Source organism: Desulfosporosinus sp. (assembly GCF_014237355.1).
GTDB lineage: Bacteria > Bacillota > Desulfitobacteriia > Desulfitobacteriales > Desulfitobacteriaceae > Desulfosporosinus.
This window is the reverse complement of sequence record NZ_JABZFS010000026.1, coordinates 1-25,353: the sequence shown is the minus strand read 5'-3', so window position 1 is coordinate 25,353 and position 25,353 is coordinate 1. Positions and strand designations below refer to the sequence as shown.

Annotated in this window: 19 protein-coding genes and 1 pseudogene; 4 read left to right on the top strand and 16 right to left on the bottom strand. The window is 40.9% G+C overall.

Going from position 1 to position 25,353, the window contains the following annotated elements; all coding sequences use genetic code 11:
• Positions 1-145: 145 nt before the first annotated feature.
• The 12 genes from HGJ98_RS06005 to HGJ98_RS05950 all read right to left on the bottom strand — a co-directional run bounded on the left by HGJ98_RS06005 (position 146) and on the right by HGJ98_RS05950 (position 13,605).
• Complete coding sequence (locus tag HGJ98_RS06005) at positions 146-3,376, bottom strand: DUF3427 domain-containing protein (RefSeq protein ID WP_291350150.1); 3,231 nt, start codon at positions 3,374-3,376, stop codon at positions 146-148.
• A gap of 69 nt (positions 3,377-3,445) precedes the next feature.
• Positions 3,446-4,540, bottom strand: coding sequence for a hypothetical protein (locus tag HGJ98_RS06000; protein ID WP_291350149.1), 1,095 nt, complete (start codon positions 4,538-4,540; stop codon positions 3,446-3,448).
• A 25-nt stretch (positions 4,541-4,565) separates the two neighbouring features.
• Positions 4,566-4,715: a hypothetical protein gene (locus HGJ98_RS05995; protein ID WP_291350148.1), complete on the bottom strand. Its 150-nt coding sequence runs from the start codon at positions 4,713-4,715 to the stop codon at positions 4,566-4,568.
• A 150-nt stretch (positions 4,716-4,865) separates the two neighbouring features.
• A complete protein-coding gene (locus HGJ98_RS05990; RefSeq protein ID WP_291350147.1) occupies positions 4,866-5,288 on the bottom strand; it encodes a transglutaminase-like domain-containing protein in 423 nt (140 codons plus the stop codon).
• 322 nt (positions 5,289-5,610) lie between these two features.
• A complete protein-coding gene (locus tag HGJ98_RS05985; RefSeq protein WP_291350146.1) occupies positions 5,611-6,051 on the bottom strand; it encodes an abortive infection family protein in 441 nt (146 codons plus the stop codon).
• A gap of 9 nt (positions 6,052-6,060) precedes the next feature.
• Complete coding sequence (locus HGJ98_RS05980) at positions 6,061-6,540, bottom strand: hypothetical protein (RefSeq protein WP_291350163.1); 480 nt, start codon at positions 6,538-6,540, stop codon at positions 6,061-6,063.
• Positions 6,541-6,692: 152 nt separating this feature from the next.
• On the bottom strand, positions 6,693-8,318 hold the full coding sequence (locus HGJ98_RS05975) for a DUF2326 domain-containing protein (RefSeq protein ID WP_291350145.1): 1,626 nt from the start codon (positions 8,316-8,318) through the stop codon (positions 6,693-6,695).
• Positions 8,302-8,532 (bottom strand): ABC-three component system middle component 7, encoded by a 231-nt coding sequence (locus tag HGJ98_RS05970; RefSeq protein WP_291350144.1) that lies wholly within the window; start codon positions 8,530-8,532, stop codon positions 8,302-8,304. Before HGJ98_RS05970 ends, HGJ98_RS05975 begins: the two co-directional genes overlap by 17 nt.
• A complete protein-coding gene (locus HGJ98_RS05965; RefSeq protein WP_291350143.1) occupies positions 8,519-9,298 on the bottom strand; it encodes an ABC-three component system protein in 780 nt (259 codons plus the stop codon). The genes HGJ98_RS05970 and HGJ98_RS05965 overlap by 14 nt, the downstream gene beginning before the upstream one ends.
• 86 nt (positions 9,299-9,384) lie before the next feature.
• Positions 9,385-10,137, bottom strand: a complete 753-nt coding sequence (locus HGJ98_RS05960; RefSeq protein ID WP_291350142.1) for an NERD domain-containing protein — start codon at positions 10,135-10,137, stop codon at positions 9,385-9,387.
• A gap of 109 nt (positions 10,138-10,246) precedes the next feature.
• A complete protein-coding gene (locus tag HGJ98_RS05955) occupies positions 10,247-12,505 on the bottom strand; it encodes a DEAD/DEAH box helicase family protein (protein ID WP_291350141.1) in 2,259 nt (752 codons plus the stop codon).
• A gap of 14 nt (positions 12,506-12,519) precedes the next feature.
• Entirely contained in the window at positions 12,520-13,605 is a 1,086-nt protein-coding gene (locus tag HGJ98_RS05950; RefSeq protein ID WP_291350140.1) for a DUF429 domain-containing protein, read from the bottom strand.
• 311 nt (positions 13,606-13,916) lie between these two features.
• On the opposite strand from HGJ98_RS05950, the gene HGJ98_RS05945 reads away from it, so the two are divergent.
• From HGJ98_RS05945 to HGJ98_RS22330, 3 genes and pseudogenes are all read left to right on the top strand, one after another.
• Entirely contained in the window at positions 13,917-14,363 is a 447-nt protein-coding gene (locus tag HGJ98_RS05945) for a MarR family winged helix-turn-helix transcriptional regulator (RefSeq protein WP_291350139.1), read from the top strand.
• Between the two features lie 14 nt (positions 14,364-14,377).
• A pseudogene (locus tag HGJ98_RS05940) lies at positions 14,378-15,821 on the top strand (MATE family efflux transporter).
• A 122-nt stretch (positions 15,822-15,943) separates the two neighbouring features.
• Complete coding sequence (locus HGJ98_RS22330; RefSeq protein WP_367142675.1) at positions 15,944-16,063, top strand: putative holin-like toxin; 120 nt, start codon at positions 15,944-15,946, stop codon at positions 16,061-16,063.
• 72 nt (positions 16,064-16,135) lie between these two features.
• Here the strand turns inward: HGJ98_RS22330 and HGJ98_RS05935 are convergent, their stop codons facing one another.
• From HGJ98_RS05935 to HGJ98_RS05925, 3 genes are all read right to left on the bottom strand, one after another.
• Positions 16,136-17,218 carry an efflux RND transporter periplasmic adaptor subunit gene (locus tag HGJ98_RS05935; RefSeq protein WP_291350138.1) on the bottom strand — a complete coding sequence of 361 codons (1,083 nt, stop codon included), beginning with the start codon at positions 17,216-17,218 and terminating at the stop codon, positions 16,136-16,138.
• A complete protein-coding gene (locus HGJ98_RS05930) occupies positions 17,184-20,585 on the bottom strand; it encodes an efflux RND transporter permease subunit (protein WP_291350137.1) in 3,402 nt (1,133 codons plus the stop codon). The genes HGJ98_RS05935 and HGJ98_RS05930 overlap by 35 nt, the downstream gene beginning before the upstream one ends.
• 595 nt (positions 20,586-21,180) lie before the next feature.
• A complete protein-coding gene (locus HGJ98_RS05925; protein WP_291350162.1) occupies positions 21,181-21,252 on the bottom strand; it encodes a hypothetical protein in 72 nt (23 codons plus the stop codon).
• Positions 21,253-21,399: 147 nt separating this feature from the next.
• On the opposite strand from HGJ98_RS05925, the gene HGJ98_RS05920 reads away from it, so the two are divergent.
• On the top strand, positions 21,400-24,813 hold the full coding sequence (locus HGJ98_RS05920; protein WP_291350136.1) for a cell wall-binding repeat-containing protein: 3,414 nt from the start codon (positions 21,400-21,402) through the stop codon (positions 24,811-24,813).
• A gap of 372 nt (positions 24,814-25,185) precedes the next feature.
• Here the strand turns inward: HGJ98_RS05920 and HGJ98_RS05915 are convergent.
• A partial coding sequence (locus HGJ98_RS05915; RefSeq protein ID WP_291350161.1) for a DbpA RNA binding domain-containing protein occupies positions 25,186-25,353 on the bottom strand: 168 nt, incomplete at its 5' end.

Below are 25,353 nucleotides of genomic sequence, written 5' to 3'. Positions count from 1 at the left end.
GTTATAAGAAATAACCGCTCCTTGGCCAGGGGCGGTTATTTCTTCTTGATGATCAAAACAACTCCTCTAATTCCCTTAGTAGGTCATGTTGTTCTTTAGGCATCTAATAAGAAAACAATTCTTTGGAAAACTTCACTTAACACCATCAAACCTTTACCGTCTTCTTCATCACAAACCCCGGTAGCGGCTCCTTCATCTTCCAGACAATACTAATCGGTGCCGAACCATAGTGACTTTGAAAATCAGCAAAGCCCAGACAGGTAAAGGGCGAAGCAAAAACTCCCTCTTTCTTATACTCCCTTACAAAAAACAATACTTTTCCACCATTAACAGGTTGGTTAATATACCTCTGCCCTGTCAGGGATTCCACCGTCGTCCGACTTTGCGACTGCCAATGAAATAGCTCTTCATTGATGGAATAATCCTGATACATGGTTGACGGAGAATAGTCCTTTTCTGACTTATTCAAAGTCACAAAAAACACATCCAGTTTCTTCTCAGCTAAGTAGAGAACTCCTTCCCGGAAAGAGCTCCTCTTTTGTTCCGTATGTTTTCCCAGAGCAACCAAAATCTGATCAAAGGTATAAGCACAATATAAGTCTAGTGGAAATTCATCCTCAAGCCCAACCAACGGCTTATCGACAAAATTGATCTTACCGAATTGAAAATCCAGTAAATCCATTAGTTCCTGGTAAAGTCGCGGATCACTAATAACCCAATATATCGCCTCTTCTATAGAAGCAAACCTATTTCCCAGATCACTCAGCCCCTTGCCCCACAAGGTATAGTGAAGCATGGTCAGCATTGTCCGTTCCACCTCGGTCAACGAAGGCAATAAAGAACCTTCACCTACAAGAATTTGCGGCAGGATCTTCTGCATAAAATTATTCCAGCGCCTGGAATTCAACAAAGACAATCTCCCCAACGCTGAAGCCATTAATCGTTCCCTCTCGGCATTGACCTGATAGCCCTTGAGGAAACCGGCTTGAGCCGCCAGTCCCACAACTGTTGCTTTTTTGCTGTAAACGTCTTGGGGTGTCACATGATAACCCTCGAAAAACTCCCTGACCATTAGCTCCTGTTTGGTTTCGATAAGATCATAGAGCTTGCTGAGTATGTTACGCTTAGTATTAATGGCATTTCGAATGTTCTCCAGAATGTAGTCCTGGGCCTGTTTTTCCAATTGGATGGAGCAGCCTCTAGGCACATTGGCAAAACCCGTCTTAATTTCCTGCTCAATGGTTTTTCGACTCCTTGATAACAAGGCTTTAAAACGGTCTTCAAAGGAATACCTCTGATGCGCTTGTCCCACGAAGTCCAAAACTGTCAGGGCCTCTTTTCCCTCACAAAGTCTTAAACCCCTACCTAACTGCTGCAAAAAGACAGTCAAGCTTTCCGTCGGCCGCAGAAAAAGAACCGTATTCACTTCTGGAATATCAATTCCTTCATTATATATATCCACCACAAAAACAAAGGTGATTTCCTTCGTTACCAGGCGCCGCTTCACGTTATCTCTCACAGCGCTCTCCGATTCCGCGACTAGAAATTCTGAAGGAATCCCGGCTTTGTTAAAAACCTGAGCCATAAATTCAGAATGCTTTTTACTCAAACAAAAGCCAATTCCGATAATTTCGGAACGATCCAGACAATAACGTTCCAGGGCGTTGATAATATACCCAACTCGTTTTTCGGCAACGGCTTTTTCAAACACATAGAGGTTCTCTATTTCCCGCTCATCGTAATTTCCCGCAACCCATTGAACCTGACTGAGGTCAACATTATCTGTCACACCAAAATAATGAAAGGGACTGAGCAATTTCCGTTCAATAGCTTCCCATAACCGGATTTCGGCAGCAACTCTGCCCTCAAAATATGAATAGATGCTTCGTCCATCCGCTCTCTCAGGCGTTGCCGTCAGTCCGAGTAACACCTTCGGCTTATAATACTCTAAAAGTTCTTGGTAGGATGGGGCTGCGGCGTGATGGAATTCGTCAATCACAATATAATCATAGAAGTCAGACGAAGTGACCTCTGTTAAATCCTTCGAGTTAAAGGATTGGATGGAAACAAATAAATGATCAAAGTTATCCGGCTTTAGGCCACCAACCATCATGGAGCCAAAGTTGAGGTCCTTGAGTATCCCTCGAAAACAAGCCAAACTCTGACTTAATATTTCCTTTCGGTGGGCGACAAAGAGCAGTTTGTTAGGTCTATTGGGGTATGCCCTGCAAAAATCCCGGTAATCAAAGGCAGCGATAACTGTCTTACCCGTCCCCGTGGCCGCAACCACCAGGTTTTTAAATGAGTGATGCACTTCCCGCTCAGCCTTCAATCTGTCCAGAATTTCTTGCTGATAATAGTACGGTTTCAGATCAAAGTGAAATGCTAAGTCATTGACTTCATCCTGACTATTTCTTCGCTCAGACCTTAACGCTTTTCTCAAGCGCTCGGAATCAAGGGCTGCAATAAAAGGCGTAAACTCAAGATTATTCCAATACCCTTCAAAGGTGGCCCGGATTTTCTCCAGTATATCCCCTGAGTCATATTGGGATAACTTAATATTCCATTCCAATCCGCTCGTCATGGCTGATTCAGAGATGTTCGATGATCCAATATATACGGTGCTGAAACCTGTATCTCTCCAAAAGACATAGGTCTTGGCGTGAAGGCGAGTCCGTTCAGTATCATAGGAAATATGTATTTCAGTATTGGTCAGTTTACTGAGTTGTTCGACGGCTTTAAAATCCGTGGCTCCCAAATAGGAGGTGGTGATAACCCTCAATTTGCCGCCGCCCATTGTAAACTGAGTCAGCTCATTGATGATTAACCGTAAGCCGCTCCACTTGATAAACGAAACGAGAAAATCGATTCTGTCACTGCTTAAGATTTCCTTTTTCAGTTCGGAGGTCATGCTCGGCTCATGGACCGCCCCAGTAAAGAGGGAGTTCTCTGAGATCGAGGTCTCTGGTCTCACAGACTTTTCAGAACCTTGCAAAGCTTTTTGTTTGCTTGCTTTCTTGTCTACAAGGGACAATAACATCTGGGCATCCTGACTTATTAGAAAGCTCTCAACTCGTTTTAAGGTGTCATGATCCTTTTTAAAAGTAAAGCTCCCTTTTTGAATACACTCTGCTATGTACTGCAAGATACCGTTACATAAATTGACACGATCTCTGACGACAGAGTCCCCATCTTCGATATAGTCAAAAATTTCTCGTAGAATTTTTGTTAGGTATTCCGCCAAAATCTTAGAAGACTCAGCCGAATCAAGCGGCTGAGTATCTTTAATGACAAGTTTATGATCTACTTTATTTAGGTTTTCGTTGATGATTCCGTTAATGATTTGCTCATATAAGCCATAGATGATTTCTGACATGATGCACCTCTAATTCGGAGACTGGAATTAGTTAAGTTTTTAGTACTAAGAATATGGCTAATGGGCAGTTCATCTGCTCATTAATTTCCAATCAAATTTTTCCCACGTCTCTTTATTTAAGCAAATACTTTTAATGTTATTGTCCATTTTTTGGTAAGTTGAGTAGATTATTTCAGACAAAGAATCAATTAATTTTTTCCATTCAATTGTAGATAATATGTTGTCTTGATTATATCTAAGGTGTGCAATGTTACACCTAATCTTATATATATATGCAGCAACTACCCTGTGTTTATCGGCATTTTCATCGCAAGTTGAACTGATTTCGTCATAGAGAGGTTGAACCGCAACTTCAGGAGTGTTTGCTTTTAGAACTTGATATAAGTTTTCTTCCTCAGCTGTTTTAAGTTTATACGAGGTCACAATATCAATAGCCGTTTCTTGTGAAATACCATGAGAAAGCGAGATTGATATGCTATTATTGATGATATAGAGATACTCAAGACATTGGTATAACTGGAGAAATGAATATTCAATTAACCGACTTTCCATGCAGTTAATAATCGAGGCTGCAATGCTACGACTACTTAACAATAATAGTGTTGAATTAAGTCTAGTTACAGCATTAGATGGGATTTGATTGCTCTCGTTCGTAATGATATATCCATAAAAGCGATTAAAATCCTCTTCAAACTGTAATTGAAATCTATCTTCGTCTACTCTAATTAAACAGTATGGTTCAAATAATTGAGATATTTGAGAAAATTGAAAGCTGATATTTTCTCCACCGTTTTCGTCTTCCAACCCCAAACAATTATTAATGATATCAAGAGATGTGATTCCAGAGTTCAAATCTAAACAATCTTCACTAATGGCTATCATGACAGCGCCTTGAATAATGGCAGAATCTAGTTCAAAATCGAGACCTATACTTTGAATTGCAAACATATACTTGTCTTGTACCAGTATGTATTTTTGAGTCCTATAATCAAATGCAATAATTGTCAGTTGATTATATATAATAATTTTAATCCTGCTATTCTTAACAAAATCTATTACAGGAGCTTCATCGCCATCTGCTGTTATATGGCGTGTGGTTTGTGCTATTCTATACATATCATCTTCATCAACAAATTTTTTAAGAACATCAAAGATTCTATTCATCGTATCATTAACATTTCTGCTTATATTATGATCTCCAAAACGCCTCTAATGATGCTATCTCTTCCATTTCATCGTATTTTAAAAGTTCCGAGAATATCGTCTTAAACGTACTACGCATTTCCTCTCCGATTCTGGCCTTAGGGAGTTGTGCGATAACATCATTTAAACTATCCAACGCTAAAAAATCCGAACTTGACTTGTCTTCTGACTTTTCAGCTAACCAAGATCAACATGTGATGTCTAGCACATTAGAATAGTACCTATGGATGTTACATGTCTAATACTATATACGGTCGAGCTCTCTGAGTTTAGCGTCATATATTGGTTAATTCACCTGTTCCTTAGATGATATTTTTCGTAGTATGTTTGCATACATGCTACTCAATCTATTTCTGTTATAGGATTCAAACCGTTCAAAATCCCCATCCGATCGTTCCTGCCGTTTAAATTTGTCGTGCCATGATTTATCTCGGGTTACTAATACCTCTTCCTTGATTTCGGGAAATTGATAAGCAGTGATGTCAATGATTAAATTGTCATATTCTAGCCAAGCATGTGATTGATTTCCTCTAAATCCACTCACATACTCAGTACTTATCCCATTGTCACGTAGAAACCTAGAAAGCAAATTGCTTGTGTCGCCACAGCATCCATGGGGAAATCTCAAAAACCAATCAGACTTGGCAAAATCGTCCTTCTCCATATTTAGAATTGTTTGCCTTAATAGTGCTGCCAAATGTTTAATCATAAGTTCCGACTCCACAAAAATACATCCCCTTAATTCAGTAGATTAAAATCAGGCAGTGAACTCCATTGCTAGCCAGATGTTATATAACATTTGATCAACGAACCACGTTCGCCGCGGTCAGCACAAGTACCGGAGAAGTTAAATTACCTGTTTTGCATTGCTTAAATAATTCCATTTTGTTATCGCCCTCCCAATATGAGTGTTAATAAAAAAACAGTGTACTCTTCCCCTTAGTGATCTTATCGAAAATAATAGCACGCAGCTACTCAATATTCTCAGACACAACAATCGGGGAGAATCCAGCGAATTTAGTCATTGGTTTTTAATCCTGTTTAGTATAAGTCTCCCACATGAAATACACAGTAGTAGTTGCAGCACCTACTGCAAGACGAGCATGACGTGGCGAAAGTCCTTTATAGCTCTCAGGTTTTCCGTGTCCAGTTCCGTATGGATTGCGAAGCTCTGCCATTCCGTGTGCAATGTGTGCCAGATTACCCAAAATCGATTTTAGGGTATCACTGGCTTTTGCAGTGTTAGTAATATCGTCAGGCGACAGCTTCAACACCTTACAAGCTTCTTTCATTAGACGTGGCACTTCCCAATCTTTATTGATTGTTACACCCTTGCGTTCTAATACAGTCTTGCAACATATCTCTATCAGTTCTTTGGCTTTGCCAATTGCATCTGTTGGGTTTTTCTCAATCGAATCGTTCATTTGAATAATTTGAGCTTTAATATAATCAGAGTTAAATGACTCGGTCAATGTTTTTACCTATTTTTCAATAACAATGTTTTTGGTTAATAAGTCTTTCCATATAAAAATTGGACGTTCAGACAATTTTGTCTTTACTACAAGCTCATATCCATCAGCGGCTAAAAGTCTTGAAATCTCTTGAAAATACACATATTCAACAGTTTCTTTATCGTCAACTTGTTGCTTCAATACAGCTGGATGAAACATTTCGCAGATAAATTTCAAGAAAACTTCGTCAGTGCCTTTTTCGAGGCCGAATCTATCGTCAAAAAAGATCCAATCGTAGTCATAGTCATAATTGTTGATTGTATGTTGCCAAATATCGCCCTCGGCATCTTTAAAGCGGCCATCATATGATGGCATTTCGCTCAAATTATATAAACGTTTTAAGAATTTTACATCATCCAATCGACCATACCAAAACATCTTTTTCGGCTCATCTTCATATGGAAGTGTTATTCCACAGTTTATCAAATCAATGATGTCACGCTTTGTTATCTCTGTAATCCTTTGACTATTTATTTAGCTCTCCTCCCCTATGATAAGCTGCTTTTATTTCAGTTCTGTGAGCAAAAGTGCCATCAGTACTGTACCTTCCTGAAATCAGGACTCAACTCCGCTGGCATTTAGACTGCCAGATACGGGTATATTTACGAAACGTTTTCTGACGTGACCTTTTTCCAGTCCTTGATAAACAAGGTATTTGAATAAGACAATCTGAGAATACAATTATCCTCAAGCGCCTTCATAGCATTGGACTCGAATTTACTAATCTCGTCTACCGCAATGAACATTTGTTTTGACTGGCTCTGATAGACTTCGACAATGTGTTCAAAAATATTGTTCTCAATATTCTTGAACAGCATTGTATCATGAATCAAAAACGGCAATTCGGTTGTCTGCAATACCGCCAAATCAAGTGTTATCAAGCTGGTATATGCTTTACCGGTACCGGTGTCATTCTGGACGGTGAATATGTATTTCTTCTCATCCAGCTGCAATACCGGAGCCATTCTACCATCGGTATTTATGGATTTGTTCAACTCTACCATAGCAGTATTTATCATAGCATTGATCTGAGCAAGGATTTTCTCTTTAATCTCACTGAGATCCTTCTTCGCTTTGCTCAAGCTTTCATCCAAGTCTTTTTTCTTTTCGTAAATCTCAACCGCCTGAGCAACCTTGCTTTTCTCTGCTGCCAGTTCCAACAGTCTGTCAACCGTATATTTGGGAGTATCCGTAAGGTTCAGCTTCGATGTTATTTCTGCGTCTAACTTCTGTATCTCTTCCTCCAAATAAGCGATCTGCGCTAGAAGCTCGCGCTCGGCTTTTTTCAGGGAATCTTTCAGGTAGTTGCTGATGCTGCTGTGGAAATTATTAACTTCGGACAAACGGCTAACGTCCATAGTGGGAAAGAACTCTGACAGCTTCTCCATCTTCTTTTGTACAACCGGATTACGAGAACTTAGGTTTTGGCGTGTCCGTTTCAACCTGTCTTCACATGCGTTTTTCTGTTGTGTCAAACCGCTTTTTATATTCCGCAATTCCAAGACTTCTTTGGAGATAATGGCTTCTCGTGTGGAACGTATCCCTTCGAGGTCGGCCGAAATAGCATCAATCTCAGCTTGAATTTCTACAATTTGCTTAAGCGATTTATCATATTCCTTTTTAGTGATTGAGGGCAAATACGATTTTTTAGAGGCGGCGTTCAGTGCTGACTTTTCATCCTCTAGCTCTTTGATCTGAGCCTCCAGCGAACTGATTGTTGAATACCTGTTGCACAGCTTAATAAAGCGAATAACTGCATTTGTTGCCGCTTCGCCTGCGATTTGTAATGGCTTGTCAATATCATAGTTCTTCTTTCCCCAAACACGGGAGTAAAGACTTACTATATCTCGGAATGATATTTCAGGCAAATCCACTCCATAGAGCTTTTTCAGCATACTTGTGTATTCAGATAACTTTATTTCGCTTGTTACCTTATAATCCGAATCGTAGCATGAAACAAACTTATCCCTCTCAGTGCTTCTTGAAAAATAATAAGGCTTATCCTGAAACTCAAATTCAAAATTGAAAACATGTTGCCCTAACGCTTCAATTGCGTCGCTATTCTTCGTAATATAGGAAGAACCGCCGAATGCAAAATCAATAATCATCAACATGGTTGATTTTCCTATCGAATTTGCCGCCTTACTATCTCCTGCTATGACGTTCAGACCTGCATGAAAATTCACAATGGGGGTTCTAAAACTATCACATTTAATTGTTTTTAACATATTTTAACACCCCGTATTCTTCTATATATTCAAGTTTATTCAGCGCATACAGCGCATCTAAACAGAGTAAAAATGTATTTATATCGTTAATTTTTGATTCCATCTTTCCCCATAAATCTTTAACGCCGATGTCACACTCCGAAACTGCTTCTAAAATGTCAGAGAAATACCAAATCAAGCTCTCAGAGAAAGTAACCACTTTATTCGGCAACATACTCAAACACCTCACAGTTTTGGATGAAAAAGGCGACTATAACTTTGCATGCATCAAGTGAGCCTTGCTTTGTTTTAATATATAGCCACTTTGCCATTTCGTTATAAATCTCTTCCTGAGTTGTGACCTTCAGTTTGAGATTCAGATAAAACGCATGAACATTTGCTGCAATGACATTGAATTTTCCCGGTGTGTCTCGTTCAATACTCGAAAATAAACGTCTGATTAACGGGTAATAATCTGTAACATCCGCTACAATATGTCGTTTGGTAATGGGATTAAAGTCGTTTTTCAATTTCTGATCGATTTGTAATGCGGTCAGCTCAAGTTTTTCCTCTGCACTGCCTAAATCAACTTGCAATAGCGTCAAAATAATGGTCTGGATTTCTTCGGCTATAGTGTATTGAGAAAAGAGGTTTTTTGCGTTCTCTTCATCAATTAGCTGCTTTTTCAAAGCATAAAGCTTACGATACTCTTCATCGGTGCGTGGGTTATCGAACCGATTATGGCACTTTAAACATAACGGAATGAAATTGTCTATCGAATTTACATCATCGCTAAGCCGAGGCTCATCAGCCAAAAGCTGCTCTTCTTCTTTGGTTGGGTTAAGCGGATAAATATGAGCCAGCTCATAATTTTTCTGATACTGTGATATTCCTGATTTTGTGTAAACAAGCGGATCAGCACAAATAGGGCAGATACCACCTACTTGTGCGAACAGCAGTTGCTGAGCATTTGCATTTGGAGTTTTTCTTTTATTACTCATATGCTTAAGACCTCCGATCGATTCAGCCATTCTTCCAATTTATACATTAGTTATGTTTGAAGGACATGCTCATATTCAGCTTTTGCCTAGTTGGCAATTGTAAACCTACACTTCGGATAATTTTTACACCCTTTAAAATCTCCATATTTACCCTTTCTCGTGATTAACTCCCCGCCACACTTGGGACAACTATTAGCGCTTACTTGGTTCGCCACTTTAGCTTTCTTTTTATGTATTCCTTCGACATGCTGAGTTCTGGCTTCCTTATCACTTACATTTAGAGCTAGTAATTTCGAATATATCTCTTCTTTTTGCTGATCTGTAATGGTTTCCGCCGTAAACCCTTTAATCGTTTTCAGCAATTCAACAGAATATATAACCTTGGTGTTTGTCTTTACTTTTAAATCAGCATCAATGGAAAAAACAATAATAGGTACATAATTCAGCTCCTGATATTCTTGCAAATTCTGCTTCAGAGCCTGAATATGGCCATAGTTTTGCCTTATCGGATTAAAGAATTTTTCTTTTCGCTTGTAGATTACTTGTGTCCAAGACTCCCCATACTCGTCTCCATAAATCCATCCCTTATAATTCTTCGTCTCTATTACAAAAATCCCGTAATTTGACACGACTACATGATCTATCTGGGATGTCTTCCCATCAACTCTCAACATTAAATCATTTATGACCTTATATTTGGTTGGATCTAACCTTGTTAAGAACGCCGATATTGTTTTCTCACCAATGATTCCTTTGATTTTGGGCTTATATAATCCATAAACAAAAACAACTAAAACTAATAGCCACAAATACCATAACTCCAAGAAAGCATTTGTCATTCTGATCGTCTCCCCCTTCTTTCCTCACAGTGATATTCAAAACACTTAATCTTCTTCGAGCCCCTAAACTTCTTCTAAGGTACGGCGAAAAAATCAGTTGTCTAAGCATCTAAACCCGCTTCCTATAATACTCTTCTAACCTCTCATCACACCACCCAACAATCCAGTCCTTCTCCTCCGGCGTCATCCTCTTCCAAACATGCCGATTAAACTCCACATACTCAATATCCCGGCACCGGCTCATAAACCGCATATCCTCAAACCGCTTAAAGGGATTGCTAAAGATATTTCTCTCAACATCCTTTCTCGTATATCCGTCTTTGCAATACAAACTGGATTTCTTCTCAACCACCAGCCCGCTCTCTTTTCTGGCCCTATAGAAATCCATGAAGTAATTAACCATGTCCTCGACCCGAACTCTTCCGCTTTCGTCAACATGCTCAAGCATGGCCTTGAGCAGTACCGGCTTATAGGAAAAGCTCATATCCATGGTCCTGACCATGTCCATAAACTTATCTTTCATATTGGCAGGATTGATCAGCTCCCAGCCGTACTGTTTAGCATAGCTCTCTACGGTTGCTACTTTAAAATACTTAAAGCTCCTTTTATCTCCGAAGGGTACCTCTAAATCTGGTGTTATCTTATCTTCACGCAAATACCGTTCGATGGTTTCTGTTTGCACATCCACCATCCTCACGAACTCCAGTTGAGATATCATCCCTTTCACTTCATCCTGCCAGTTAAATAGATCAATCAGCTCGTAATCCGCGACATTCACCGGGAAATCCAGAAAAGCAGATGGTTTTTCTCCTCTGGCGATTAAATCTCTGTCCAGCTCAAACTGTCTCTGGGAAGCAACAACGTACTCTCCCGCCCTATATTCCTTCAGGTTAAACATCCTGTGCAGGGAGTAGGGTATGTTAAATAAGCCAGCATTATCAATAAAATCAAAGACCATCAGATAGTCCTTACCCGCGCACTTGCGCATTCCTCGGCCCAGTTGCTGAACATAAAGTGTTTTGGAAAGCGTCGGCCTGGCCATGAACAAAACTTCTGTTTTCGGACTGTCCCAGCCCTCGTTTAAAAGGTCACAAGCACATAAGACTTGGATATCTCCATGTTCATAAAGATCTAAAATCCGCGACCTTTCTCCTGACTTCATAGAACCGGAGACAGCCTCACAATTAATTCCCTGTTCCTTAAACAAGGCAGAAATCTCTTGAGCGTGGTGTACGGAAGCACAGAATACCACTGTTTTCTTATCCCGAACAAAATTCAAGTAGGTTTCTGCAATGAGCTTATTTCTTTCCGGCACAAAGAGTTTGCTTTCTAAGTCCTGGGCGTAATATTTAATGCCATTGATTCTTACCGCAGAAAGATCCACATTGGTCTTGACTCGAATACACCTGATTGGAACAAGCTCCCCTAATTCCACGGCTTGCTGCAAATCCAGTTTATGAGCCACATTTTTAAAGTCCTCCAGGATACTCTCGCCATCTGCTCGATCCGGGGTAGCCGTAAGCCCCAGAGTGAATTCAGGTTTGAAATAACTCAAAACCTTCCTATAAGTATCTGCCGTTCCATGATGACATTCATCGACAATGACATAGCCAAAGTCATCCGGTTTAAACCGTTCAAGATTTCTGGCAACACTTTGAATGCTGCTGCAAACAACATAAGCGTTCTTAGCCTTTTCTTCAGCCACATAAAGGCCTGTCTCTGCCTGATCCCAAAGTTCCTCAAAGGTGCCTTTTGCCTGGGTGATCAGTTCTTTGGTATGAGCCAAGAACAGGGTTCTTTTCCCCAGACGTTTGGCGTCACTGACTGCGGTCACAGTTTTTCCGGTTCCGGTAGCATGATAAAGCAGAGCGATACTCTCCCCTTGCTCGCGCATGGTCTGCAGGCTGTCTAAAGCAGCTTGTTGATGTTCCCGCAGTTCAATCACCTTGCCCTTTTGCTTAGGCAGATAATCCTCCAGCATTCTAAAGGAGGGTATTTCCCCGACAAAAATCCGCAGCTCGTCCTTGACCTTCTCAGGCTGATGCTTCAGTTGGTTGTATACCCAGCGGTAAATCTTCCAGTTATGATAGATCAGGCTATTTTGCTTGGTAAGGTCATCATAATATTTATTAGAAGAGACCTTATTGGGGTTATGATAGGTTTCACCGTCAATCTCGATGGCTATTTTTAAGTCTTCACTTTCCAGAGCAAAATCTATGGAGCGTCTATGTCCATAAATATCGGTGACCGGATACTGAAGAAAGAGATACTCAGCTTGATCCGGACCAAAGGTATCACAGAACAGCTCGACAAAGAGATCTTCGGCGATACTGCCCAGGCTGCCCTTCTGCTTGATCGTTTCTGTCAATTTGCTTCAACCTCTCAACCGTTGTTAACTTCTTTCAGCAGGAGCTTATCCCGGAAAGCACCTCTCTCCTCAACCTTTTGCTTTCTGATATCCTCGAATTCCTGCCGAGAAACCCCTTTATAATCCAAGATGGCGTAGACCACTTCCACTAAATCCGCCAGTTCTTCAACGCTTTGGCTGTCCAGGTACTCCTGAAGCTCTTCCCCTAACTTGACGTTTAATAAATCCAGGTACTCTTTGCCCGAGACTTTTTCTATAATGGCTTTCTTGCCGTTATCCTCGATGATCTGGGGTATTTTATCGCGAATCAGTTTATTGTAGACTTTTATCCTCTCTGATTTACCGTCACGGACTTCATTCTCGTCAATAATTGGAATAGTAATGAACCCATCCCGATCATCCCCGAAAACCTTCCCTTTATGATTGGCCAACCAATAAGCGGCGTAAGCACATAAAAAAGCATCCAGCTTGTCCTCAAGGTTTTTAAACTCCTTCTTTGACATTGCTTGAATGCTTGATGAATGATTAAAAAAATCTTCTATATTATGGACGGGGGGATTGAATTCACTCAATCTTTTCAAAAGGTTAACCATCCGACCCAACTCCGTTTTAGTTGTTTCAAATTTAACCTTATGTTTGATTTTGTATTTAATTGGAAAAGCGTCAGGAAAAAGGCCTAAAGTTATTCCCGTGGGAAAGGTTTCGATAATCACGTGCTTTTTATTTGTTAAGTCACCTGTGAGGAAAAAAACTGGCATCCGATTTCTAATGGCTTTTACGACTTCTTCTCCTCGAACTAACCTATAGTGTTTTAACATAAAGCTTCTACTGCAATTGAAAACGGACAGATTTCTGCCATTGATTTTTTCTCTCATTATAGCTCCATCACAGGATCTAGAGCCTGTTTCGTTATTCACGATTAAGGGAGCATCAATTCCCACGATTGCTCCTTCTTGGGCATACTCTTCAACGATCGCCGCAATCATTTCGTCGCTGAACACCTGAGACTCACAATAAACGATTTCTCCCTTGTCATCGATCACACAAATTCCCGATTCGTTGGTATAGGTCCACGCTAAGTCAATTCCGATATAACGCATTAATTTACCCCCAAAAACCTTTGGCTTTAATTCAACCCTCAAGCGAATGCGCCCTTATGGACAACATTTGACGTATAGTTTCTTTTTCGCCGAACTTCCCGCTTTTCCTTCTACCAATCACCAAATATTTCAAAATCTATGTCAAGGGGCGTCCATTTGCGAACAAGCATGACTGCTCGATAGATTAGATTATAAAAGGGCACCCAATAGGTACCCATTCTTTTATTTATACTTGACGATAATAAATGATCGGAGTAAACTAGGTTAGTATTCTAACAGTTAGATTTCTAACCAGATAGGTGGTGTAGGCTTTGAATTATTCTGAGACTAGGGAATTACATGATTTACTCTTTAGTTTTATGGATATGTTTCACGAAAAATTTCTTTATTCCTTTAGAAAAAATAATGAAAGTAAAACCGGCATGAAGAAAAATCATGTCAAAATCATTATGATGTTATATCGGTTTAAAAATTTGACCTCCACAGAAATCGCTAAGATGTTATATATGGAGAAAGGCAGTGTAACCACTTTAATAGACCAATTGACAGAGTCCGGTTTTGTTTTACGTTGCGATTTTGCCAATGACCGTCGAAAGTCCTTGGTAACGCTGACCGATTCCGGAAAGGCACAAATAGAAATTGTTATTGCCAATCACATCCAGAGTATGCATGAACTATTTCAGAATGTCGATTCCGATGAAATGGAGCAGTTTGCAGATAACCTAAAGAACGTTGTGCAATTTATGAACAAATTATAGAAGGTGGATTAATAATGAGCAATGAATTAGCCATGGGGAAGCAGAACGTTGGCAGTTTGCTTTGGAAATTCTCCCTTCCAGCAATCGTCGGTATGCTGGTGAACGCACTTTATAATATTATTGACCGAATATTTGTTGGCCGCGGAATTGGATCACTGGCTATTGCGGCGACAACAGTAGCCTTTCCAATAATGCTTATTTTGATGGCCTTTTCGATGCTGATAGGAATTGGGGCTACAGCGTTGATCTCTATACGTCTGGGAGAACAGAAAAAGGAAGAAGCGGAAAAAATCATCGGCAACGCCTTAACGATGTTAATTATCTTACCCCTAATTATATCAGTCATCTATCTTCTTTTTTCAGATCCCATTCTGATTCTATTTGGTGCCAGTCCGGAAGTCTTACCCTATGCCAGAGATTTCACGCACATTATCATGTTGGGTTCCGTTTTAGGCTCACTGGGTATGGGCATGAACAACTTTATAAGAGCAGAAGGCAATCCCAGATTGGCCATGATTACACAACTAACGGGCACGTTTATCAACGTGGTGCTTAACTATATCTTTATCTTTAAAATGGGCTTAGGTATTAAAGGATCAGCGTTAGCAACAATATTAGGTCAGATGGTTACGACGTTTATGGTATTAAGCTATTTCTTTTCAGGACGAAGCATAGTAAAAATCAGGTTGCGAAATCTCAAAACCTCAGATTGCTATTCTAACCAGCATTGTAGCCATAGGATTCGCACCTTTTGCTATGCAGCTTGCGAACAGCCTTCAAAACCTGATACTTAACAAAAGTCTGTTCGCCTATGGCGGAGATTTGGCTTTGTCTGCCGTAGGAATCATTATGAGCGTCTCTATGTTACTATTGATGCCTGTCGTAGGCCTTAGTCAGGGAGCTCAACCCATTATTGGTTATAATTATGGAGCGAAGCAATATGCCCGAGTAAAAGAGACTTTGCAGAAGGCAACCATCGCAGGTACCGGGATCTCTATCCTTGGCTTTTTAGCTATCTATCTATGGCCAATCCAAATTGTGGGACTGTTCAGTAACAACGATGTGGCACTTACGCAAATGACGGCTGAAGCCATGCTTGTATATTTTGCGTTGTGCCCTTTAATTGGTTTTCAGATCATTGGTTCCAGTTACTTTCAAGCCGTGGGAAAAGCAATCCCCTCCATTATACTCAGTCTGTCCAGACAGGTTTTACTGTTTATCCCTCTCTTGATATTCTTGCCAAAATTCTGGGGAATCGATGGCATCTGGAGAACAGCCCCTATTGCAGATGGATTAGCAACCCTATTAACCGCTATCCTAATTTATTTAGAAATGAAACATATTACTAAGATGCAACATGATCAAGCATCATGCGAAGACAAAACGATGGATCATGTTGCCATGAACCCTTTCGGGGGCACGGATAATAGACCATCCCCCATAACTGGACGAAGCTAGGCATTGTCTGAAAACCCGGTCGTCTAACTGAAAATACCCTCCTGCATTAAATCAGCGCAGGAGGGTATTCAAGGGACACAAGGGGACGGTTCTTCTGTGTCAATGTCTAAGCCTTTCGAACAATGTGGAATGGAAAGCCAGTAATCCTGCACGCTTATATGGGAGTTTACCAATCATTGACGCTTATGATTTCATTTGCGACATTGATAGTGTTAATACTTTCTTTCCATAAACGGAAATAGACCGCCTCGTGCAAATTAAGGGGGTTCCGCAGATTATACGGAACCCCCTCAGTTGTAAACTACTAACCAAAACTACTTTATCTCTACTGAACTACCGTCGGTTAAGTCTTTATGACCTACCGAAACAACCATCTCGTCACTTTTCAGCCCGCTCAGAACCTCCAAGCGGTTATCATTGGCATAGCCTATTTCTATTAATTTCTTTTCAACTTTACCTTCCTTTTCTACAAAAACATATTTTAGTCCATCTTCCGTGATCACTGCCTCTTTGGGTACGGACAGGGAGTCTTTGCGTTCATCAAGTATTATTTCCACAGTTGCAAACATTCCTGCCTTAAGCAAATTATCTCGGTTTTCTACTGTTATTTTTACTGGGTAGGCTTTTGTCGAAGGATCAGGAACCGGTCCTATATGGGTGACCCGGCCCTCAAAAGTGTTGTCTTTTAGCGTACCGATATTGATTGTGACCCGTTGCCCTTCTTTTACAGCAACGATATCCTGCTCCGCAACCCCGGTTTGAACGTACATTCGATCTGTGCTCACAACGGCGAATATAGATTTTCCCGGACCGATGTTTTCTCCATCAGATACGTCTTTCAAACTAACTGTTCCGTACAAAGGACTTGTTATATTTGTTTCTTTTAGGTTTTCACTGGCCAATTCATAATCATACTGGGCCCGGTTTAGGTTTTCCTTGGCCATTTTGAATTGGCTTTCTATAGTTTCAAAATCCGCTTTAGCAATAGCCTGGGCTTCGTATAGGGCTTTCATGCGTTCATAGTTCTTTTCTGCATCCCCATACCTGATTTGTTCCGCAGATAGATCCGAAAAAGCTTTTCTATGTTGCAGATCAAAGGTTGTATCCTCTATTTTACACAAGGACTGTCCTTTACCTACCTTGGTGCCAATGTCTACGTAGACTTTTTGAACGGTCCCGCTGACTTTAGCGGTGATATAAGCCTGCTCAGACGGCTGTAAATTACCGGGTAACGAGAGAAATCGTACAAAATCCCCAGCTTCTACCGGACTGGTCTTAACATAGACAATCTGTGATTTTTCATTTTCCTCTTCGGCTGGAGCTACCCCCGACTTGACCTGACCGCAACCGGTCAAAAGAAGGCTAATTACCAGAAAGTATATTAATATCTTTTTCACTAGTCCCACCTCCTTGAAATGACTGATTCCGGCTTTTCTCAAGCCTTTTTTCTTTTCGCTCCTCTAACATGGTATACAGAACAGGAATAATAACTAACGTCAACAGGGTGGAAGCCATCAAGCCAAAAATTATGGCGTAACCCAATTGCTCAAAGAACGGTTCACTTAGTGTAATGGGCAAAATGCCCCCGGCAGTAGTAATGGTAGTTGCCATAATTGGTACAAACCTGACTCCAACCGCCTGGCTAACCGCCTCCTTTATCTCATAGCCATTTTTGCGCATATAATTCATATAGTCTACCAGTACAATAGCGTTATTAACCGCAATACCTACAAGGGCAACGACTCCCACAAAGGAAACAAACCCAAAATTATTGCCTGTAATCACCAACCCTGGCAAAACGCCGATCATAGCCATAGGCACAGTTAACAGAATAATCCATGGTTGAGAGAGGGAATTAAACTGTACCGCCAGAATTAGAAACACCAGCACAGCAGCAATACTCATATTGGTAAACATATCTGAATAGGATTCCTCAATTTCCTGGTTTTCTCCTCCAAGTGTGATGGTTATACCCGTAGGTAAAGGATAGGCAGCGGTAGACTCCAGAAACTTTTTGGTCACATCCCCGGCTATGATCCCGGTCATTATTTCCCCAGTCACAGTTACCTGTCTTTTTGAGTCTTCATGACTGATTGCCGTTACGCTTTTACTCTCCTCCAGTACTGCCACCTGTTTAAACGGAACTGGCTGACCTGCTTTGGAATAAAGGTACAAGTTTTCAAGGTCCTGGATGGAGGATAATTTATCGTTTGTTGTACGGATATACACGTCAATCTCGTCCTGGTCTTTCCTGAAAGTGGTGGCTTTTAGACCGTGAACAGCATTTCTGACACCTGAAGCAATGGTCATCTCATCCAAGCCTAAACTGGCAGCTTTGGCTTTATTAATCTTAACCTGCAGCTCAGGCGTACCTTCTTGAATGCTATGCTTCACATCCCTGGTTCCTTCAATTTTCTCTAGTATGGAGGTGAAATCGTTGGCTACCTTTTTTAGCTCATCTAAATTTTCTCCCCTTATGTTCACAACTATGGGCGCATCCGTGGGAGGACCACTTCCTACTTCTGATACCGAAATTTTAGCCCCAGGGATATCTCTCAGGTTCTCCCGCATAATCGCTGCTACTTCCATACTGGAGCGTTCACGATCTTTTTCATCGTACAAATCTATGACTACCCTGCCCTTATAGGGAGTGGCTCCCATACCGGTGCTAAAATCATCAAAGCTGTCTGCACCGGTAATACCCACGTTGGAGACAAAACTCTTAATTTCCGGGAATGCAAATAGCCTTCTTTCCACTTCTTCTGCTATGACTGAGGTGGTATCAAGTGTACTACCCTTGGGAGTCTCAATATTAATATATAAGCGGGTAAAATCCGAAGGTGGAAACATCTCAACCTTCAAAAAACCCAGTGGTATCAACAGGATGCTTAATACAAAGGCAGTTAACGTGATCCCTAAAACAGCCCACCGCCGCTTTTTGCTTTGGATAACCTGTTCTATAAATTCACCGTATTTTTTTAATGTAAATGATCCCTTTTTTTCGTGTCGCTGGCGATAGTTTTTAATCACTAAGCCACTACCAATAATAATGGTAAAAATTAAAGATACAATGCCGAAACCGAAGATGCCACCCTGATCGGTTCGGAAGGCCAACATTGTAAGGCAAACCACAAAAATCAGTGAAATAATATAGTTAATCCTGGGGGGTATAAATTTACTTACCTCTATTCCGTTGCCCTTTGTTTTTTTGAGCAGCATGGAACACAAAGCAGGGGTAATGGTAATGGCCACAATAAATGAAGCACTTAAGGCATATATAACTGTCTGCGGGATTGGTTTTATAAATTGGCCCATGATTCCCGGCGTCAGCATAATCGGGAAAAAAGCAGCCAGAGTTGTCATGGTGGAAGAAGCTATGGCCGGAGCGATCTGGTTGGTAGCTGCTGCGGCTGCTCTCGCTGCATCCAATCCCATTGTACGTAGACGAGCAATATTTTGCATGATTACAATACCGTTATCAACCAACATACCAACTGCCAGGATCAAGGAAAACAAGGTGATGTTGTTAAAGGTCATTCCTGAACTCTTCATTAAGCCGAAGGCGGCAAATATGGATAATGGAATAACAATGGCAACAACAAAAGATTCCCTAAGGCCAATAAACAGAAATAGAATTACACCTACCAACAACAAGCCAGAAAAAGCGTTATCGGTAACCCCGCCTAACTGATCCTTGACGTATACCGCCGTATCGCCGCTAATTTCCACCTGCAGGTCAGCAGGATAGGTACTACCTTTTTCTAAGCTTATCTTCTCATGAATTTTTTGGGCAGTTTTAATGACATCGGCAGATTCTTTTTTCTTTATGGAAAGAGCTACGGAATTTTTTGTTACCGGGTTTGAAGACTCTAGCCCGGAAGACAACCGGGAGTAAGAATCCGGATCGGCGTAACCATCCTCAATTTGAGCAATATCCCTCAAGAATACCGGGTTGCTACCCTGGTAGGTAATTACCACGCCATTTAATTCATCGACGGTTTCCATTTCTCCCACCGTGCGAATATTATAGTTTTTATAATCGAGATCGATGCTCCCACCGGGAAAATTAATGTTGGACAGGGTAATGGCATTTTTAATTTGTTCCAATGATATGGCATAATGAGCCAACCTTTGGGGATCCACAATAATTTTAATTTCCCGTTCCAGCCCGCCAATGATTTGTACATCCGAAACATCCGTTATAGTTTCTATACTGTCTTTGATTCTGGTTGCGATGCTTTTAAGGGTTATAAAATCATAGTCACCGGTAACATTGATGATCATAATCGGCGAGTTATTGGTTTCGAAATTGGATACGTCAGGGATTTCTGCATCCTTGGGGAGCTCACCTCTAACCGCAGAAACCTTTTCGCGCATCTTTACAAGCATATCATCTATATCTACTCCGGTTTCAAACTCAACAAAAACCGAGGAATAGCCAAAACCAGAGGAAGATGATATCTTTTTAACCTTGTTTAACTCGGTCATCTTTTTCTCGATTTTATCAGTAATAAGTTTCTCTACTTCATCCGGAGCAGCACCGCTATACACTGTCATCACATGGCCGAAAGGCAAAATGACTTCCGGCTGCAGTTCCCTAGGGATTTTGAAGTAAGAATTTGCCCCCCAGATGATTAGCGCAGCAATTATCAAAAAGACGATCCGGTATCGATCAATAAAAAATCCGGCCCAACGTCCAAGAATGTTTTTTTCCGTAGCCAGTTCAGGTATGGTATCCGACTGTATTTGTTTGTTTTCCTCCATCATTTTCCCTCTCTCAAATTCGTAATTTTATATCCATCGTCTTGACCATTGCAGTGCTTGGCTTTTCCTTGTGGCAAACCCTATTAATAAATCTAAATTCTTCGTTATTCTGTAAAACCCTGCCAACAATGTTTCTTTTTACGATATTTTAATTAAAACCCTATTATTCCCCTATGTCAGGAAGCCCCCAATGATTTTAAGCAGAGAAGCAGTTGGTAAATCCCTATTCGTCCCACCACCAGACCGTCACCATCCCAATCCCGAATCGTCAAAGAGAGTATTGGGCAATCGAGGTCGGATGAGCACCAAACCGCTTCATTGCCTTGTTCTTTAATTGGCAAACAAAAAGGTGGTTTTTGTAGTCGGCATCCTCACCGGTCAGCCAGAAAGGTTTGACCGATCCAAAACTGCCCGCCAAAGCCACGAATCAGCTCGTAGTCCTGATCATCGAGTTGCTGGTTGGTCAGTTCTTTATCCGCAATACTTTTAAATTTTAGAAGCTAATGCCTCCAACCTTTCGAGGGAGGTCCGATCGGTTTCATTTATAATAAGCCTCTCCTGTTCAAACCCTCAATGGTCATCCTCGTCAGTGCGGCTAAGCGCCCGTAAACCACCGGGTTGGTTCAACATAGCCCCGATCATCAAGAGGCAATTCTCCCCCACCCATTTCGGCGTAAACTTGCTTAGCATAGAGGATAATTCCCTTTTAAAGATTGATACTGTTTCTTACATCCTTTACCAGTTGAATTACAACCGTAGTAAAGCTATCCTTAAATCTGTCATCATCATCTTGGCAAGAGAAAGGAGATCATCTTTGAAAAATTCAATTCTTAAAGGCCATAACAACATAATTATGAAAAAAATAGCTTCAGCATTAGCATTCGTTCTGGTCATCCTCCAACTTTCTTTAGTTTCTATCCCCGTCGCGAATGCTGTTGAAAGTTCAAACATTGCTTTAACACGGATATTAGATCTGCCCTTTCCTTTTTCCAAGGCGTTAATAAATCCAACCAAACCGATTGTATATTTAATAGATTCTGATCGAAACAAAAGGGTTTACTCAGCCAATTTCGAGACCAAACAAATATCGTCGCTCAATTTTGATGGAATCCCGGTCAAGTTGGCTGTTCAAAACGGTGAACTTTATGTTGCCTTACAAAAATCAAACATTGATCCACTAATTGATGTTTCCGCAACCGGATCCATTGTCATAATAAACACTTCGACATTTACAGTAACTGATGAAATACTTCTGGACTTTGTGCCAAACGATATGATCGTCAATAAAGATTCCATTTATATTCTCCCTTACAACACAACAGATCATAGCCTGCTGACCTATTCCCGTCGGACCAAACAAAAGACAGCCTCAGGCGCGGAAATCGAGCCAAAGAGTCAGCTTGTATTCAATCCAAAATTGAATCGACTCTATTCATTTATCGGAACTAGAACTGTCGTAGTGTCCAGCTACGATGTTTCTGATGATGATGGGGTCAGAAGCAATAATTTATCTCGCATGGTTTTTGACGTCACTAACTTGCCTAAAGAACTGTTTGTCTCTGCCGATGGTGAATATATATTTACGACTGATTCCGTTGTTCTGGATGCCAACCTTAACCAGGTTACCTCTTTGCCCAATAATTTATTTTCTATGGCCTTTAATTCAGAGACCAATGATTTTTATGTCGCTGACAGAAAAGACCCCACCATAGTTAAAGCTTATAATTATGACTATGACAATCCTTATGGTTTCCGAACTTTTAAGCAAAATGCAGCATTTACAGCCCATGGCTATGTTCGTCAGGTTTTTTATCAAAACGGCAAGCTGATTGCCCTGACAACCGGTGGCAGCCATGGCAGCATGGCTGTTGAATCCTCCGATGTCAGCACCTCTCCTGTACCTTATCAGCCGGATCCCCTTAGTCCGGTCATCCCTGTTAATTTTAACCCGACGGATTCCTTAATTGATCCTAATAGACCTGTAATTTATTTGACTGACAATACCAACCGAAGGATTTATGCCGTTAATTATAAAACTAAAATGATTTCTTTCATCCAATTAGCGCTGCCTCCGGAAAAAATGGCTTTCGATAACAACGAGCTTTATGTAACCCTTATGCAGCGGGACAATCAGCCCTCCCTCAGGCAAGATTCATCCGGAACAGTAGCCATCATTGATCCTGATCATTTTAAGCTGACAAAGGAAATTCCCCTTAGTATAGTTCCTGATGATATAGCCGTAAACGGTGACTATTTCTACATTGCTGCTTATACTATGCAAGGCATTGAGATAACCAGCTTCTCCCGCAGCACAGGACAAATGGTTGATCATAAGACTCAGGACAGCGAGGTTTACCAAAGTAACCTGAGCGTTGTTAATTCGCATATATATTATACCGGCGAGCGTATGCTTGATTCACAGGGCTTTCCCCAGCTCTTAATTTCGAACGACAAATTATATCTGGTAGAAGAGGATCTTTATACCCGAAGCATTATTAACGTTTATGTCTACGGCATGAACAACGGGGTTTTTGGGTCTTCTCATGACTTAATGTCCCGTAACAAACAAGATTCAAAGATACTTCTTCTCACGGATGATTTCCGTCTTTCCCCCGACGGTCAATATCTGCTTAATGGTATTGGCAATGTCTTTGATAAGGATTTAATTTATCTTACCCGCTTGGATTCTCCCTTTACCGATGCAGCCTTTGATCAAATTTATCATCGTTTTTATACTGCCAATACTCGATTTAATGATAATCCTTTTCCAAGAGCAATCAGTGTATATGACAATAAGTTTACGGGCACCGACAGTTTTACTAAAGTTGATACCTTATCGTTTCTGAGCAGAGAAGTAACTTATATGGCTTACCAAGACAGAACTATAATAACTGTTTCCCAAAATGATTTCCCAAATTATTTTGATAACCAATGCTTTATTCAAAGTATTCCTGTAGCCCAGCCAATTCAGCTGCCAACAACCACTGCCGTTCATCCTGAAACCCGTTTCGACGGATACGACCAGTATGAAACAGCTGCCAAAATCGCCCAATCCGGCTGGAAAGAAACTACAGATTCGATCATTCTTTCTGCGGGGATGCGGCCCAATCTCATCGATGCAATGGCCGCAGGACCCCTTGCTTCTTTGCTTGACGCCCCCATACTTCTGACCGATGAAAATAACAGCTTAAATCCCTATGCTAAGGCGGAAATTGCTCGCCTCAAGCCTTCTAAAGCTTATATCACCAGCGGAATGGCCGTCATTAAACCGGCCGTGATCAGTGAGCTGAAGTCCATGGGGATCACTCCTATCGAGCTTGGAGGTTATGATCAGTATGAAACCTCTGTAAATATTGCTAAAAAAATGCAGTCTTTAGGGGCTGATTTCACTAAGATTGTTGTGGTAGCCGGCTGGGTGAGTCCCGCCGATGCCCTTTCCATTGGATCTATCGCTTCTGCCCAGAAAATGCCCGTTCTCGCGACAACAAAAAATCAGCTTCCTCCTAAAGTAACAGACTATCTTGCTGGTATTCAGAATTTAATAACTGATAGCTATGTTATCGGCGGAACGGCTGTTGTTTCTGAAAATGTAAAAAACAGTCTCCCGGGTCACCGAGAACGATATGCCGGCACTACCAAATATGATACAAATTTAGAGGTTTTAAAGAATTTTGCCAATGACCTTAAATACCGCTCACTTTATGTTGCAAACGGCGAAACTCTCGTTGATGCATTAACCGGTGTCCCTTTGGCAGCTCGAGATTTTGCCCCGATTATTCTTACGAATAAAACGATGGATAACGCAATACTGGACTATGCTAAATTAAACTTTCCGCAAAATCTCTCCGTCCTGGGAGGGCAGGCTGTAGTAACAAACAACGTTATAACTCAATTATCTTCCCATGAATTGCTAACCGTCGGTAATCGTACTTTGGGAGGCACCGACAGCAATAATCCCGGACAATTTAATAAAATGCTTGTCATAACGGGAGATAATCTGACCCTGCAAAACACAAACCTGGATTACAGTCTTTATATCCAAGGCAACAATGACAGCCTAAATAACATTACTGTCCAAGGAACGATCTTTATTGATCTACAAAAGGACGGAAATCTAAGCCTCCATAATGTTAAAGCATCGAACATTGTTGTGCTTTCCGGAACAGAAGATGGAATCCAATTCAATAATGTAAAAGCGAATATCATCCGCTGGCCGCGACTTCACTGAGCCTTAAAAGTTTTAACTCAAAGAAATAATCTTGTTATAGCCGCTATGCCCCACACCTTGCTGATCCGGTTTGGGGCATAGCGGTTATTATATACGTTTTATCATCGTGGTATACAATGAGAGCAACCGAGTCAGATTCAAATACAAATGATTTATGAGTATATCTGCATTCCATATTCCGGTATTCTGGTAAATCATCAAGAGTTGGCATAATGTCTTTTGCATTTGTATCAAGTAAGGTGTCACTGCTAAGATAATCTTCAATATTTGAACTTCATACTTGAGCAGGGAAAAATAGCCTACATCAGTTCTTGACCTAGGACATTCCCTCATCGCTATGTTTCAATTATCTGTTTCGCCCCTAGTTTGAGTTTATCGGTCTGCTTTGCTTACCTTCCGAAGCCGGCCCTTAATCGGAGTGTTCTGCAGATTCTGCAGCACCAACTCACCCTTATTGTTTAAGATTTCAACAAAGGTTGATACATCCAGGATATTGATGATTCCGATATCTGCCGGGGTTATGCCCTCAATACTGCAAAG